This window comes from Trichodesmium erythraeum IMS101 (genome assembly GCF_000014265.1).
GTDB lineage: Bacteria > Cyanobacteriota > Cyanobacteriia > Cyanobacteriales > Microcoleaceae > Trichodesmium > Trichodesmium erythraeum.
Map to the genome: position 1 here is coordinate 2,628,901 of NC_008312.1, position 16,289 is coordinate 2,645,189.

Annotated in this window: 11 protein-coding genes; 1 reads left to right on the forward strand and 10 read right to left on the reverse strand. The window is 36.9% G+C overall.

What is annotated here, in order from left to right:
* Positions 1-2,704: 2,704 nt before the first annotated feature.
* The gene (locus TERY_RS08065) at positions 2,705-3,583 is read right to left on the reverse strand and encodes a formylglycine-generating enzyme family protein (protein WP_044136583.1); all 879 of its coding nucleotides are present in this window, start codon (positions 3,581-3,583) and stop codon (positions 2,705-2,707) included.
* A 116-nt stretch (positions 3,584-3,699) separates the two neighbouring features.
* Between TERY_RS08065 and TERY_RS32715 the strand changes: the two genes are divergently transcribed.
* Positions 3,700-3,885, forward strand: a complete 186-nt coding sequence (locus tag TERY_RS32715; RefSeq protein WP_155994365.1) for a hypothetical protein — start codon at positions 3,700-3,702, stop codon at positions 3,883-3,885.
* Between the two features lie 94 nt (positions 3,886-3,979).
* Here the strand turns inward: TERY_RS32715 and TERY_RS08070 are convergent, their stop codons facing one another.
* The 9 genes from TERY_RS08070 to TERY_RS08110 form a co-directional block, all read right to left on the reverse strand.
* Positions 3,980-4,912, reverse strand: a complete 933-nt coding sequence (locus TERY_RS08070) for an RNA-directed DNA polymerase (RefSeq protein WP_370497182.1) — start codon at positions 4,910-4,912, stop codon at positions 3,980-3,982.
* 156 nt (positions 4,913-5,068) lie between these two features.
* Positions 5,069-5,410: a diversity-generating retroelement protein Avd gene (gene avd, locus TERY_RS08075; RefSeq protein WP_011611367.1), complete on the reverse strand. Its 342-nt coding sequence runs from the start codon at positions 5,408-5,410 to the stop codon at positions 5,069-5,071.
* A 96-nt stretch (positions 5,411-5,506) separates the two neighbouring features.
* Positions 5,507-8,140, reverse strand: a complete 2,634-nt coding sequence (locus tag TERY_RS36550; RefSeq protein ID WP_011611368.1) for an SAV_2336 N-terminal domain-related protein — start codon at positions 8,138-8,140, stop codon at positions 5,507-5,509.
* A gap of 3 nt (positions 8,141-8,143) precedes the next feature.
* A complete protein-coding gene (locus TERY_RS08085) occupies positions 8,144-9,196 on the reverse strand; it encodes an AAA family ATPase (protein ID WP_011611369.1) in 1,053 nt (350 codons plus the stop codon).
* Positions 9,193-11,124 carry a trypsin-like peptidase domain-containing protein gene (locus tag TERY_RS25030; protein ID WP_011611370.1) on the reverse strand — a complete coding sequence of 644 codons (1,932 nt, stop codon included), beginning with the start codon at positions 11,122-11,124 and terminating at the stop codon, positions 9,193-9,195. The genes TERY_RS08085 and TERY_RS25030 overlap by 4 nt, the downstream gene beginning before the upstream one ends.
* A gap of 62 nt (positions 11,125-11,186) precedes the next feature.
* On the reverse strand, positions 11,187-11,537 hold the full coding sequence (locus TERY_RS08095; protein WP_044137279.1) for a CU044_2847 family protein: 351 nt from the start codon (positions 11,535-11,537) through the stop codon (positions 11,187-11,189).
* 433 nt (positions 11,538-11,970) lie between these two features.
* Positions 11,971-12,321 (reverse strand): hypothetical protein, encoded by a 351-nt coding sequence (locus TERY_RS08100; RefSeq protein ID WP_011611372.1) that lies wholly within the window; start codon positions 12,319-12,321, stop codon positions 11,971-11,973.
* 293 nt (positions 12,322-12,614) lie between these two features.
* The gene (locus TERY_RS32720; RefSeq protein WP_155994366.1) at positions 12,615-12,764 is read right to left on the reverse strand and encodes a hypothetical protein; all 150 of its coding nucleotides are present in this window, start codon (positions 12,762-12,764) and stop codon (positions 12,615-12,617) included.
* A 2,180-nt stretch (positions 12,765-14,944) separates the two neighbouring features.
* Complete coding sequence (locus tag TERY_RS08110) at positions 14,945-16,132, reverse strand: glycosyltransferase (RefSeq protein WP_011611373.1); 1,188 nt, start codon at positions 16,130-16,132, stop codon at positions 14,945-14,947.
* Between the last annotated feature and the right edge of the window lie 157 nt (positions 16,133-16,289).

Sequence of the window (16,289 nt, forward strand, 5' to 3'; positions counted from 1 at the left end):
AGTTTTAAGTCTCAATTTTTTGAGGTTTTAGGTTTGAAGTTTGAAGTTTTAAGTCTCAATTTTTTGAGGTGTTAGGTTTGAAGTTTGAGGTTTGAGGTCTCAATTTTTTGAGGCTTTAGGTTTGAAGTTTTAAGTCTCAATTTTTTCAGGTTTTAGGTGTTAGGTTTGAGGTTTTAGGTTTGAAGTTTGAGGTCTCATTTTTTTGAGGTTTTAGTTTTAGGTTTGAAGTTTTAAGTCTCAATTTTTTGAGGTGTTAGGTTTGAAGTTTGAGGTTTGAGGTCTCAATTTTTTGAGGTTTTAGGTTTGAAGTTTTAAGTCTCAATTTTTTCAGGTTTTAGGTGTTAGGTTTGAGGTTTGAGGTTTGAAGTTTGAGGTCTCATTTTTTTGAGGTTTTAGTTTTAGGTTTGAAGTTTTAAGTCTCAATTTTTTGAGGTTTTAGTTTTAGGTTTGAAGTTTTAAGTCTCAATTTTTTGAGGTTTTAGGTTTGAAGTTTGAGGTCTCAATTTTTTGAGGTTTTAGTTTTAGGTTTGAAGTTTTAGGTTTGAAGTTTTAAGTCTCAATTTTTTGAGGTCTCATTTTTTTGAGGTTTTAGGTTTGAAGTTTGAGGTCTCAATTTTTTGAGGTTTTAGTTTTAGGTTTTAAGTTTTACATCTCAATTTTTTGAGGTTTTAGTTTTAGGTTTCAAGTTTGAGGTCTCAATTTTTTGAGGTTTTAAGTTTTAAGTTTGAGGTCTCAATTTTTTGAGGTTTTAGGTTTTAAGTTTGAGGTCTCAATTTTTTGATGTTTGAGTTTTAGGTTTGAAGTTTTAAGTCTCAATTTTTTGAGGTTTTAGGTGTTAGGTTTTAGGTTTTAGGTTTTAAGTTTGAGGTCTCATTTTTTTGAGGTTTTACGTTTTAAGCTTGAGGTTTTAGGTTTGAAGTTTGAGGTCTCATTTTTTTGAGGTTTTACGTTTTAAGCTTGAGGTCTCAAGGTTTGAGGTTTTAAGTTTTAAGTCTCATTTTTTTGAGGTTTTAGGTTTGAAGTTTGAAGTTTGAGGTCTCATTTTTTTGAGGTTTGAAGTTTGAAGTTTGAGGTCTCATTTTTTTGAGGTTTTAGTTTTAGGTTTTAAGTTTTACATCTCAATTTTTTGAGGTTTTAGTTTTAGGTTTGAAGTTTGAGGTCTCAATTTTTTGAGGTTTGAGGTTTGAGGTTTGAGGTTTTAGGTTTTAGGTTTGAAGTTTTAAGTCTCAATTTTTTGAGGTTTTAGGTTTGAAGTTTGAAGTTTGAGGTCTCAATTTTTTGAGGCTTTAGGTTTGAAGTTTTAAGTCTCATTTTTTTGAGGTTTTAGTTTGAGGTTTGAGGTTTTAGGTTTGAAGTTTGAGGTCTCATTTTTTTGAGGTTTTAGTTTGAGGTTTGAAGTTTGAGGTCTCATTTTTTTGAGGTTTTAGTTTGAGGTTTGAAGTTTGAGGTCTCATTTTTTTGAGGTTTGAGGTTTGAAGTTTGAAGTTTTAAGTCTCAATTTTTTGAGGTTTGAAGTTTGAAGTTTGAGGTCTCATTTTTTTGAGGTTTTAGTTTGAGGTTTGAGGTTTTAGGTTTGAAGTTTGAGGTCTCATTTTTTTGAGGTTTTAGGTTTTAGGTGTTAGTTTTAGGTTTGAAGTTTGAGGTCTCATTTTTTTGAGGTTTTAGGTTTGAAGTTTGAAGTTTGAGGTCTCATTTTTTTGAGGTTTGAAGTTTGAAGTTTGAGGTTTTAGGTTTGAAGTTTGAGGTCTCATTTTTTTGAGGTTTTAGGTTTGAGGTTTGAAGTTTTAAGTCTCATTTTTTTGAGGTTTTAGGTTTGAAGTTTGAAGTTTGAGGTCTCATTTTTTTGAGGTTTTAGGTTTGAAGTTTGAGGTCTCATTTTTTTGAGGTTTTAGTTTTAGGTTTGAGGTTTTAGGTTTGAAGTTTGAGGTCTCATTTTTTTGAGGTGTTAGTTTTAGGTGTTAGGTTTTAGGTTTGAAGTTTGAGGTCTCATTTTTTTGAGGTTTTAGGTTTTAGGTTTTAAGTTTTAAGTCTCATTTTTTTGAGGTTTTAGGTTTGAAGTTTGAAGTTTGAGGTCTCATTTTTTTGAGGTTTGAAGTTTGAAGTTTGAGGTCTCATTTTTTTGAGGTTTTAGTTTTAGGTTTTAAGTTTGAGGTATCAATTTTTTGAGGTTTTAGTTTTAGGTTTGAAGTTTGAGGTCTCAATTTTTTGAGGTTTGAAGTTTGAAGTTTTAAGTCTCAATTTTTTGAGGTTTTACGTTTGAAGTTTGAAGTTTTAAGTCTCAATTTTTTGAGGTTTTACGTTTTAAGCTTTAAGTTTGAGGTCTCATTTTTTTGAGGTGTTAGTTTTAGGTGTTAGGTTTGAGGTTTTAAGTTTGAGGTCTCAATTTTTTGAGGTTTTAAGTTTTAAGTTTGAGGTCTCAATTTTTTGAGGTTTTAGGTTTGAAGTTTTAGGTGTTAGTTTTGAAGTTTGAGGTCTCAATTTTTTGAGGTTTTAGGTGTTAGGTTTTAGGTGTTAGTTTTGAAGTTTGAGGTATCAATTTTTTGAGGTTTTAGGTGTTAGGTTTGAAGTTTGAGGTCTCAGGTGTCAAGTGTTATTTTTTAATTGTCATATGTTATCTATTGGGCCATGTTTTCTCATTTTCCCAAAAAATTTCGACTCGCCAAAGGCGAGACTAAATAGGGCAAAAGGGCAAAAGGGCAAAGGGCTATTCAGGAGTCCTGGGGGGGAAACTCACAAGACGAAAACCAACAAAGTCGTTGACCGCCTCGACCGAGAAATAGTAGCCGCGGAACGCAGAGCGACACCACCAAGGAAAGTCGTACCAGGAGCCGCCCCGTAATCTTTTTGTAGTATATTTTGTAGTATTTTGATTACTTGATACCCATGGACTACCATCATTAGGTGCGCCCTCGTAATTATCATGCGAGTCATCTTCGCACCATTCCCAGACATTCCCGTGCATATCATATAATCCAAAAAGATTAGCAACTTTGAAGTAACCAACTGGAGTGGTTTGTTCTCTATATTCTCCTTTTGGGCCTCTGCCGTAAGAGCCAGACGATTTTTTTTCCCCATCATCCTTTCCACGATAGTTAGCGAGGTCTGTGGTAATAGTTTCCCCAAAATGAAAAGGCGTAGTTGTTCCTGCACGACAAGCATATTCCCATTGTGCTTCACTGGGTAGCTGATAGTTTCTTTCTGTCTTCTGACTTAACCGGGCACAAAACTCTTGAGCATCTAGCCAAGAAACTTTCTCAACTGGGCGAGTCCAACGATTATATTTTTCATAGTCATCTTTAAAATATGAAGGGTCAGGCTTAAGGTCACGTTCAATTTTTTCTGTAGTTTCAACAACAGCTTTCCACTGGCCTTGAGTAATGGGATAACGCCCCATAAAAAATTCTGGTACTGTAACTTCATGTTGTGGGCGTTCAGAATGAGTCGAATCTAGCTCATTTTCTGGAGCACCCATAATAAACTTGCCTGCTGGTATCTTAACCATAGCCAGTTCAACATTATTGCCCAGGTCTTCGGTATAGTATTCAGCTTGTTCTTTTTTCTTACGAATAGTAATTCTTACCATGGATCTATATATATATGAAGTCGGGCAACAGTTCAGCATTGCTTACTGGGCCGCCCAACTCAATTTGATTTTCGGATGCCGTTACCAACATCGCCGGAACAGGTCTGGACTCTTCTTTGGCACGCCCGACATATTCCCATATGCCAGTTCTGGCACAGAAGAGTGCTGGGGGGGAAACTCACAAGACGAAAACCAATATTGTTGTTGTCCGCCTCGTCCGAGTTATAGTTGTTGCGGTTCGCAGAGCGACACCTCCTAGGATAGTTGTTCCAGGAGCCGCTGTTTGCCTGCCCCACATTTAGTATAGTTCAAATTGATCAAATTTAACGATTAAATGTTCCCTGTCCGGAGGTCTTGCCGGAAATAGATTTACTTTTACCTTGGTGAATTTCTCATTTAACCCTGGGAACGGGAAAAGCCATAGGATGCAAAAATAGATTGGCGTAATTTATAGGTATCTCCGTGGGACAAGTGGGCTTCCCAACTTTGCATTCGTTCTTTCAATTTTTCTAAGGACAGAGTACCGTTTTGATAATCTTTCTGCATTTGCTTTAGTCGCTTTCGCCCTCGCCTGAGGTTGTCATTGCGGACTCGAATTCTCTCTGGAAATACTCGAAAACCTACAAAGTTTGCTCCGTGGCGGGTTTCAAATATTTGAGTTTTAATGGGATGAATTTTTAAACGTAGAGCAGTAAGGTTTTGTTCTATTTTTTGTCTAGCTTGAGTTAAAGTTTCTCGGTGGTCGCTAAAAAGTGCAAAGTCATCAACGTATCGTAAGTATTTTTTGATTTGCAATTTCTCTTTGACAAAATGATCGAGGCTATCCAAGAAAAAGTTAGCTAAAAATTGACTGGTTAGGTTGCCTATGGGTAGACCTTTTCGCCGGAGTACGGGAGTGGTCGGGTTATCTCCTGGAAAATATTCTAGCACAGGTTCTTGAGGGTTACTACCATCAATAATTGTATCGATTAACCATAATGTGTTTTGGTATTTAGTTTTCGGGCGGTTCTTGGTTTTGAGAATTTCTAGGTCAATACTGGGAAAATATTTCTGAATGTCGCATTGCAGAATATATTTGCTGGAACGAGAAAAGTTGATAAAACGTTGCAGGGCTCGGTGAGAACTGTAGTCTATACGGTTAGCATAGGTATGGTGGATAAAATAATGTTCTACTAGGGGGACAATGATGTTACATAGAGGGTGGTGAACGACGCGATCGCGATAAGGTGCGGCAGAAATTAACGGGGGCTTGGGGTCATATATTCTAAAAGTTTTGTAAGCTCCGGGAGAATAGGTTTTATCTCGCAGTTGGGCTGGTAGTTTGAATATGTTTGTTTCTAAGTTTTAGTTAAATTCTGGGATGTTGTCTCGAAGTCGCTTGCCTTTTTGAGCGTAACGAGCGGCTAAAAACAAGTTTTTCCAGGCTACAATTTGGGGCCAAAGGTTTCCATGACGTTTCATTGGATTTTGTTTTAAGTTTGATTATTAGGGTTCAGATAAGTTTTTAGTCCAACTACCTAAGTCAGATCCTATTCCATTGATCTGTATATTTATATATTTGTAGCGATCGCTGGAAATTAATTCAAAATCTGAGAGTAGGCGAGTTTGGTGCCGAATAACATCAAGTTTAATGTTCAGGTTTTGCAAAATCTCTAATTTTTCACTGGTGCTAAAACGGGCACGAATCAGATTTTCCAGCAAATCATAAAGATGATTAATTATCCGCGTTCCTAAACCAAGACGATAATTCCTTGGCAAACGATTTAATACTGGGACATACCATTTAATAAAATCATAGGTCTTTTGAATAATTGGTAATTCATTCATATTTTTATATTTGGGCCATATTTTCTCAATTTCAAAAAAAATTTCGACTCGCCAGAGGCGAGACTGAAAAGGGCAAAAGGGCAAAAGAGCAAAGGGCTATTCAAGAGTCCTGGGGGGGAAACTCACAAGACGAAAACCAAAATTGATGATGACCGCCCCGTCCGAGCTAAAGTCGTAGCGGTACGCAGAGCGACACCACCAAGGATAGTTGAGCCAGGAGCCGCCCCGTAATACTTTTGTAGAATATTTTGTAGTATTTTGATTACCTGATAGCCATGGACTACCATCATTGGGTGCACCCTCATAATTATCATGCATATCATCTTCGCACCATTCGTAAACATTCCCGTGCATATCGTATAAGCCAAAAGGATTGGCCACTTCAAAACTACCAACAGGAGTTGTTTCTTCTCTATACTTGCCTTTTGTCCCTTGGCCATAAGTATAATTGCCATCATAATTGGCCAGGTCTGTAGTAATAGTTTCCCCAAAATGAAAGGGTGTAGTTGTTCCTGCACGACAAGCATATTCCCATTGAGCTTCACTGGGAAGCCCATAGTTTCTGCCTGTATATTTGGATAGTCTGGCACAAAACTCTACTGCATCATACCAAGACACTCTTTCTACAGGTCGATCATTTCCTTTAAAATATGAAGGGTTAGACTTAAGGTCACGTTCAATTTTTGGCACATTATCAACAATGGCTTTCCACTGACCTTGAGTAACAGGGTAGCGACCCATGAGAAAAGCTGAAATATTCACCTGATGTTGAGGACCTTCACGACTTTCTCGTTCCAATTCATCTTCTGGGGAGCCCATAAGAAACTTTCCTGGGGGAATTTCCACCATTTCAAGTTTAATTCCATTCCCCAAGTCTTCCACAATACCTGTAACTTGTCGGCGTTGTTTTTTGATAGCCCATCGATATCCAAATAATCTCAATAATTCTGAACGTCTTTTTTCCAACCTTGCTAGATCAAACTCAAAGGTTACAGTTTCCTGCACTTCAATGAAAGCAACGTCAAAAGTATCAGTTTGAATTTGAGGTTCTGATCTGACTTCTGACTCGGGAGTTTCAAAAATGGGAGGAACAGAAACAGGTCGAATTTTCTGGGCAACCTTCTCAGCAAACTCAGCATATTCTCCACCTAAATTTTCCAATACATCAACAGCAACTTGAGCAAAAGGTAAGACTTGCTCCCGGTCTTCCTCCTCATATTGAGGCAATAAGGTCAACAAAGCTCGAAAACTACGAATAGGTCGGTCAATTTTTTCAGCGATGTAACGAGAAACAGCATCCAGAACAGCCGTAGTTTCGTTGCGCCCCATTGCCTGGTTCAACTCTTTTCGGACACCAGGAAGAAATTCATAAGTTGGTTGATCATCCTTAGAGTCAGTTGGAGCAAGCAAACCTCCCATATAAACTTCCGCCACATGAACGGTGGTAGCTTCCTTTAAGAGAGTTTTGCGAATTAAGTTAACCACAGACAAATTCACCGGAGCCGCCGCCATCATCCCTGCGAGTCGTTGAGCAGTAATAGAAGTTGTTGCCAGAAATTTTCTCACCCTAGTTGTAGGTGAAATTTCTTTTTTAGGGGTGGGTAGCTCTGGTGGAGAGTCTTCTTGTTTTTGGCAAAATTGCTTTTCAACAAAAGATAAATCAAATAAAAATATAGGTACTCGTGAGTTACTAGCTCCGGACACTATCCGACACCAACTTTTCAAAAGTTCAGGTTCAGGCAGAATGACAGGTAAAACCAAAGCATTCTTCCAGTTTATAGGTATCCAGGGAGGTAAATTTTCCAAAACCAACCGGGGGTTAGGAACTCCTGGTGCAACAGCAGTACCAAAAAATTTACTTCCCACTCCCAGTTGAGTGCTATCCCAAAGATATTCAGGGAATAACTGTAATATTGTTGTGGGGTTTTTTTCTGACCAAACTTTTAACCAGTGGTGAACAGTACCATTTTGCCAAATTTTAGAAGTACAGTCACTGACAAAAATAACTACTCCCCGCTGGTTAGAATGAATTAATTCTCGATGACTATGTTGACGTTGCTTTGGTTTACCGCTGTTATGTCGCCGGACTAATTTTAATTTTTTAGTATTTGAACTGAGCAAACTCCAGACTCGGACATTTTTAAATGCTCCCTGAGTTTCCAAGACTTCTTGCATTTCATTCACCGTCTCTCTCCAAATAAAAGCGGAACTCGACTCTTCTACCACCAGTTCTAAGTCAAGCCAGCGTTCGGGTTCTGGTTTAGTAACGGGCAACCAGATATCCTGCTCGGCAATAACATTAACAGTTTCTTCTTCGTCTAGTGTTTTTCTGGAGAGAGAGGGAACTTTCCGCATCAGAGGACGCAAAGCACGACCTAACTCCAGTACATTCTGGAGAGCTGGAGCCGCGGGTGTTTGGAATGGCAAACCTTTAACTGGAGGTTTTTCGGGGGTTTGGTCTATTGATTCCTCCGTGATCACTGATACTTGAGGTTCTCTCTCGGTAACAGGTTGAGGATCACTGTCTTCAAAAATTATCGGCAGTTGTTCCGGTTGCTGTTCATATTTTGGCTTCGGCTTTTGTGGAGTCTTCACCGTACCCATTTGTAAAGCCAACCAAATACTATCAGCAATATTTTCATCGCTGAGTTCCAGACCTTCTAAAATTCCGGTTCGAGCGAGTCGGTCTATCAAAAGTTTAATGGTGTGCTCAAAACTGGAACTACTCATATTTTAATCTTCAGCCTCAGCTCTTCCTAAGTCTTGTAAAAGTTGTTGTACTAATTCGTCGTCAAAAAAACTTTTACCTTCGGTAGCAGGGATACGACCCTTTGTCACCATAAAAATTGCATTCAATAACTGGTCAGTTGCCAGAGTTTTCTCATCCTGGAGGTCAATAAAATTTTTAATTAGTGTTTGAATTTTTTCTTGTTCAGCAGTATTTTGATTAAAATGAGCAATAACTATTTTGGTCAATTCTTCTTGAGTTGGAGATTTCATCCTTAAAGGCAAACACCGCCGTAAAAAAGGTGCCGGAAAATCTCTTTCTCCGTTACTAGTCATCACCACCAGAGGAAAAGCGGTGCAAGTTATCCGCCCATTCTCAATTTCCGCCTCCATCTGAGAACCTGTCTCGGCTTCAGTTTCATCACTGTAAGCAGTACGAACCGTTACCTTGTTTACCTCTTTTTTTATTCTGACCAACTCTGGAATTTCAAACAACCCCTCTTCGAGAATAGCCAGAAGGTTATTAGGTAAGTCAATATCGCTTTTATCAATTTCATCTATCAGAAGAACCCGGGGATATTTTGAAGGCAACAAAGCAGTTCCCAAAGGACCGAGAGTTATGTATTTTTCAATTTGTTGTATCTGTTCTCGATATTGTTCTGAGGAAAAAGTCTGATTATTTAGTCTTTCCTGTTGTTTAACCTCCTGCAACCGACCAATAGCATCATAACTATATAGTCCCTCTTTCAAAATAGTGCGGGTAGTAACTGGCCAGTAAAGCACTTCTCCCAGTTTTAGTTGTCTAGCCACAGCATAAGCGAGGGAAGACTTACCCGTTCCTGGTTTACCAGTGACAAGTAGAGGTCGCCTCAAATATAATGCAGCGTTAACCATTTTGACTTCATCAGAACGTGCCTGAAAAGTTTCACCACGTCGCTTCAAGCGACTTTCCCCAGGTCTGTTTTCTTGACCAAAAGGTCGCCAACTAGGAGGAGGTGGCAAATTTTGAATACCATCATGAGGTTCTGTGTTTTCCTTAAAAATTTCCCAGTTATTCATGACTCCAACATCCTCAGTTCATTAACAGGTGGAACAATATCAGGATCCTCCCAAAGTAATGATAAGTGATTACCAATATGTCTGTCAATATCTTGTTCCCAAGCTTCAGAACGTTTTGCTTTTATAGCTTTAGGTAAATTTGACAAAGAGTTACAAGCGTTACAGATATTTTGCAGTTCCTCAGCACAGTCAATATTTTCTGCTTCTGGCCTCATCCATAGCGCCACAGGAATTCCAGCATAGTAAAAAGCTTCCATAACTGATTCTCGTTTCTCTGGTTGCAGCACTTCTGTTAATCTTACTGCCGCCACATCGTCAGCAAAAATTTGTCGAAAAAACTTCTTCCTATTACCACTAGTAGCCGAAGGATGAAAAATATCAATTACTCTTGCACTTTGTCTGCTAGTTAGCGATCGCCACTTTTGGTTAAATTTATTTAATTCAGCATTAGAATTTCCAGACAGCCTAAGGCGTTCTGAAAACCTGAGAGTGATTTCACACTGTTCTCCCAATAAAGTTTGAAAATACTCAGGTATATTCGGATCACTTATATATTGATCTACCGGCTTAATATCCCGGTCAATTAATTTATAAGGCAAAAATATTGCAATTTTCTCTAGATTAAAATCATAACGTTCCGAAACATCAGCCCAAAAGAACTGTAATAATTCAGTCAAATTTTTAGCTTGGTTAAACTCCGAAGTATTTTTATTACTAACTATAGTTCCTTTTGCATTCATAAGAACATTTTCTTCATCAATAAAAGAATGGAAACCTTGAGGATTTTCCGGAGTATAATTTTGAGGATTTTCAATTAGCCATGCCTTCAAAATAAAACCCTTACTCTTTTCAATAGCAGCTACTAATAGATAAGGTTCTGGTTGTTTAATCTGAAAATTTTCCTGATTTTTCAGAGCTTTCTCTTTTCTTAAAACAGCCTTCAAATCTTCAATATTTTGCGAATATTTTTCCAACCATTCTGTTAATTTCTGGCAAAGCTCAGAAGGTTTTTTTAAATCCTCAAGATGCAGTAATAAAAAACAGATAAATCTCTCCAGCAAAGAATAATTTTCCTTTGTCCGGTCATCCAAATTTTGAATCATCTCATTCAAAGATCCAGGGTACTCATCTAGAGATTTCCCAGAACTTAAAGGAATAGAAATTTCTGGCAAAGATAGGTTGTAAGCATAGCGTATTTCTGTGGTATAATCTTCAAAATAATTTTCCAAAATAGCGATCGCTCCTTGTATCCTACCATCAACGCGACAAACCGTGGCCAAATCCCCAACTTGAAGTATTAGGTCCGTGGGAATCATAAAAGCCACTTTAGCCTCAGGGCGTTCCTGGTCTGCTTTTACCGCCATACCCACAACACCCTGAAGATTTTTGTCCCAGATAGCAGTACCACTAAACCCTGACTCCAAGCGAAGCCCTGTCTGTTTAGTACCCTCAAGTTGGATAAGACCTCGGCCTATTGGTCCCATCAATTTTCCAGTAGCCCACTCCCCATCGCTCCCTTTTTTTGGGAAACCTAATGCTTCAAACTCATTTTCCTTAAGAGATTGATTTCCTATTTGAATTAAATTAATTGGTTTAGCATCTTCGGGAAGTAGATCAGAATTTATTAGTTTTAATACTGCAATATCTTGTATATTTTCCTGATCATTTAGAGGTCGCCAAAAAGTCACTTTTGTCTCAAGTTTTTCACCTATCTTACCTTTCTCAAAAATAGGAAAATTAACCTCAATAATTTCATCAGGAATTTCTTTCTGCCTCATAATTATATGTGCAGTTTTTTTAGGAGTATCTAAACAATAAGCCACTACATGAGCACAAGTTAAAATATACTCATTAGAAACCAAAAAACCAGAGCCAGCGACACCACCTCCAGATTTAAATATCCTAACAATAGATAATTCTAAAACCATTAAACCTTATCCACTTCCAACTTTTTAAACTCTATAGTTATCCATAGCCAACTTTGCCGTTACTAACCCTCCGTCTTATTCCATTTCAGAGTAATTTCATAGTTAACCTCCGCGCTACCTGATGCAATAACAGCTCCCAGTTCACCACTCATTTTTATCCCAAACTTCACCTCTACAGCATCAGCCGGTTGATTTAAGTCCTGAACCTTTTTGATAATTGCGTTGGCCACCGGCTTAATACTAGAAAGTGCCTTTCCCAGTGTTTGTTTAGCCTGTTGAGCGACCTCATCCCCAATGCCAATTAACTCCTCATCTTCATCTTCATTGCTACTGACTGGTAGCTTTTCATCCACTTCCACATAGACAAAAGACTCATCATCATCATCTAACTGAAACTTAACTAATTTTGTCACTTGTATCCTCCCGTCAGTCAATTTTTTTATATTTCCATATATTCTATAACAACTCGGCAGCCACATTGAGATGTCATTTCATTTATTCTTATGTTGGTGTTAAAACTGCCCGTAAAGATAAGAGTAAAAACTAAAAAATATCCTGCCATCCCATTCAAAACAAATGGAAAAATTACTGCTATATTCGTAGCTTAATTAACTAGGATATTATAAATATTATCAACCATCAACTAGAAAGAAAAATTAGCCTCAACTGTTTACCCCTCCCCCATTCCTCCATTCCCCTACTTCCCATCCTGAGAGAGACTAGGGGAACAGAACCTAATCAAAGTGCCAAATTGAAAATTTTTCGAGCTAAATAGTATACATCCTTAATATATTAGGGATAGTATACATCCTTAATATATTAGCGATAGTATACATCCTTAATATATTAGCGATCGCATATCATCAAAATTCCAGCCTCAGAACCTTGAGGAGAAATGAACCTATTACCTTCTAACGTTGTTTCAGCAATAATCTCACCAAGACCAGTTTGTCTTCTAATTAATTGAGAAGCAAACCTGCCAATATTACAATCAATTTCCACCACCATATAGACCTGTTTCATTCCATCATCTGCCTCCTGATCGTATTGCTTTAATACTTCTGCCCTCCACAAATTGTTGCCCAGGCCTTCAATAGTGTTCATATTTATTAACGTTGTTGCCTTAGTATTATAACCTACAGGCTCCCAATCTAAAATCCCTTGTGTAATAATAACACTAGCCAAAAATTCAAACATAAACTTTGCCTTAAATAACTAATTAAACAGACTTCCTTGAAGAACTGTTGTTAGCTTAACTCACTTTGAACTATTAGTTAAGAAGTGAATTTATCTTTTTCTCTCCCTTAACCGCTGTTATTAAGTATAAGCCCTTAAATACAAGCTGATATTTAATTATTAATGGCAAATATTTAGCTAGTATAAATAGGTGATAGGTGTAATATTAGACATAATCAATTTTCAGTAATATCAACTATATCATTAACTCCTATGACCACTATAATTTTCTTCTTACTGTTTGACTTATAATTTTACTGAACCCCTTGCCACAACCCTTTAATTTCTCCCAAAACAGATGGTTGTGGTGCAGCCACAGTATAAACTTGCAGATTAACCTGAGCGCCAGGAATATTCTGATTCCAAGAAATATTTGCAACTGAGAGCAAATCAATATTGCACAAATACTTTTTGTTTTTCTGGTTGAGTTAAGAAATCTACAAACTTATCAGCAGCAGTAGCAGTCGCTTTATTTATATCCCCTTGTACGTTCGCAGCTGTTGTTAAAGTTTCTACAGTCGGGTTGAGATCATAAACTTGATAAGGTTTATTCTGAGAAGCTCCCGACAGTTGCCAACCTTAAAGAGCTATACCTTCATAAACTGTTGCTACATCTGCATCATTAGGACCAGGAGCAATAAACTCTTGAACAACATATAAGTGGAACGGAGTCGCAAATAAACTGACCATTTGACCTTACTGAATAATGATTCAACGGCAGGTGTATTCAAAAAAAAATCATTTTTTTGATAACATCCATCAATTCATAGTTAGTTACCCACTATTGAAACGAGTGTTGTCAGTGGTGACGAAATCAAAACCACCCCACTGCTGTTTACCACCAATTTTTTTGCCAGTTCCCTGCTATCATTGCTATTTCTAATTTTTGCCAGTCAAACTTGCTATTGGGAAACAAAATTTTTCCTCCTTCTGACCAAGCAATACCTACTAGGAAAGTTTTAGCGATCGCTGTTCACTGTTAATAGAAAGCTTCCCTATATTGTTCCTCCTTCTGACCAAGCAATACCTGCTAGGAAAGTTTTAGCGATCGCTGTTCACTGTTAATAGAAAGCTTCCCTATTATTTTGGCTTTGCTAACATTGGTTTAATTCATCTAATAACTCTCCATTTGCTGGAATTAAAACATTAGGATTAAATTCATTTTTTTATCCATATAATTATTGATAATATCCCGAGAACCTTGAATTAAAATTTCAAGTTTAAGATTGGTTTTTTTTCCTCAAATATAGTTTCTAATTCTTGGATTAGTTCAGCAATTTATGTACCACTAACTATGATAAATTTTTGATTTAACCCGATAATTTGTACGTATAATAAAACTTATCAATTTAATTTTAAGAAGTTAGGAAAGTTTTAGCGATCGCTGTTCACTGTTAATAGAAAGCTTCCCTATATTTTTCCTCCTTCTGACCAAGCAATACCTGCTAGGAAAGTTTTAGCGATCGCTGTTCGCTGTTGATAGAAAGCTTCCCTATATTGTTCCTCCTTCTGACCAAGCAATACCTACTAGGAAAGTTTTAGCGATCGCTGTTCACTGTTAATAGAAAGCTTCCCTATTATTTTGGCTTTGCTAACATTGGTTTAATTCATCTAATAACTCTCCATTTGCTGGAATTAAAACATTAGGATTAAAATCATTTTTTTATCCATATAATTATTGATAATATCCCGAGAACCTTGAATTAAAATTTCAAGTTTAAGATTAGTTTTTTTTCCTAAAATATAGTTTCTAATTGTTGAATTAGTTCAGCAATTTATGTACCACTAACTATGATAAATTTTTGATTTAACCCGATAATTTGTACGTATAATAAAACTTATCAATTTAATTTTAAGAAGTTAGGAAAGTTTTAGCGATCGCTGTTCGCTGTTGATAGAAAGCTTCCCTATATTGTTCCTCCTTCTGACCAAGCAATACCTGCTAGGAAAATTTTAGCGATCGCTGTTCACTGTTAATAGAAAGCTTCCCTATATTGTTCCTCCTTCTGACCAAGCAATACCTGCTAGGAAAGTTTTAGCGATCGCTGTTCACTGTTAATAGAAAGCTTCCCTATTATTTTGGCTTTGCTAACATTGGTTTAATTCATCTAATAACTCTCCATTTGCTGGAATTAAAACATTAGGATTAAATTCATTTTTTTATCCATATAATTATTTATAATATCCCGAGAACCTTGAATTAAAATTTCAAGTTTAAGATTGGGTTTTTTTCCTCAAATATAGTTTCTAATTCTTGGATTAGTTCAGCAATTTATGTACCACTAACTATGATAATTTTTTGATTTAACCCGATAATTTGTACGTATAATAAAACTTATCAATTTAATTTTAAGAAGTGCGGAATATTGGTTTATATATAGCCTATATAACCACACCAAACCAAGACCACCCAGCAATATCGCTTCTTGAAATTGGAATTATCTGATAACCTATGCCATACTTTGCCGACCTACTACCAGATATTTAGGAAAGTAAATTAAATAAAACCGGAAATTTGTAGTTTGTACTTAGGAAAATCATTGGGGGGAATTAACTTTCTTTAGTTTTATTTTGTTTTCATTCCTTATCCTGTTTGTCCGAATCTTTCTAAAGATGAAGATGAATACATTGATGTTGAATCATTAATAATACTTAAAATATCCCAAGCCACCCTTGACCAACTGTAATATAGCTCCGCTAGCTCACGCCCTCTTTTCCCCATTTCTTCTCTCTTGTTTGGCATAGACAACAAATAATCTATACAATCTGCAAATGCACCCGAATTTTCATAGTCTGTGATCACAATACCATTCTTACCAGGAATAATTACTTCCGGGTTTCCTCCCCTACCAGTAGTTATAGTACATAACCCAGTTGCCATAGCCTCATAATGCACCCTAGCTAGAGGCTCTTCCCATTGAGATGCACATACAAATACATCACCTAATAAGAAATAATCTGCAACTTCATATGGGGGAATAAAACCAGTCATCTGAACTGCTCCTCCCAATTGTTCAGCCTTGACCTTAATTTCACGGACATAATCGTTTTCCTCATTATTACCATACCATTTACTACCCACTAGCAATAATACAGCAGATGGGTGTTTCTTGATAACTTTGGTCATAGCAGATATCAACAAATGAGGCCCTTTTTTATCTGTTAACCTGCCCACATAAAGGATCACTTGTTTATCTTCTAAACCCAGAGCCGCCAACTTTTCTTTTCGTTTCCCTTCTAATCCTTCTATCCACCTAGGCTGAAAGAGCTTTAGGTCTACTCCTGCATATACAGGTGTTAACTTATGTTCATATCCTGGAAATAATTTAGCTATTCCATCAGCAATAAACTTACTAACTGTCACCACTTTTTCCACTCGTTCCAAACATAGAATTGCTTCTTCAGGTTCAATCTTCTTAGCATGGAACATTTCATTGTGCATACTCAGTATAAAACGACTGTTTGGTGCAACTTCAGCCACCATTGGTAAATACTTAGGACGATTGTAAATTACTATCCAATCAAACTCTCGTCCTGCTACAAAATTGGTTACAGCGTGATAGTATTCCTCTGAAGTTTTTCTACTAGAACGTTTATAGAGAATATTGTCCCTAATTTCCTGATCTGGTAGTTCTGGATCAGCTACAGAGAATACTGTAACTTCATGATCTCGCTTCAGGAAAGGTAGAATACCATCTATATATGTCTGAATAGCCCCGCCTCGGATACAAGGCACTGGCAATTTTTCTGTGCAGACTAGTAGTATTTTCACGTTATCAATTTTAATTCAATAAGTCATTCATAAGTATAAAGCATTTTAAAATATTTTTTATGATAGAATAAATCTAAATAATCGTATTATTTTTTTTCAATGTAATACTCATGATTAATAGGTTTATGGATCCAAATAAATATGTTATCTCATGTAC

Bases quoted from the DNA above. Each gene is read 5' to 3' on its own strand.
- TERY_RS08065 (WP_044136583.1), bottom strand. From the start codon at position 3,583: ATGGTAAGAATTACTATTCGTAAGAAAAAAGAACAAGCTGAATACTAT.
- avd (WP_011611367.1), bottom strand. From the start codon at position 5,410: ATGAATGAATTACCAATTATTCAAAAGACCTATGATTTTATTAAATGG.
- TERY_RS36550 (WP_011611368.1), bottom strand. From the start codon at position 8,140: ATGAGTAGTTCCAGTTTTGAGCACACCATTAAACTTTTGATAGACCGA.
- TERY_RS08085 (WP_011611369.1), bottom strand. From the start codon at position 9,196: ATGAATAACTGGGAAATTTTTAAGGAAAACACAGAACCTCATGATGGT.
- TERY_RS25030 (WP_011611370.1), bottom strand. From the start codon at position 11,124: ATGGTTTTAGAATTATCTATTGTTAGGATATTTAAATCTGGAGGTGGT.
- TERY_RS08100 (WP_011611372.1), bottom strand. From the start codon at position 12,321: ATGTTTGAATTTTTGGCTAGTGTTATTATTACACAAGGGATTTTAGAT.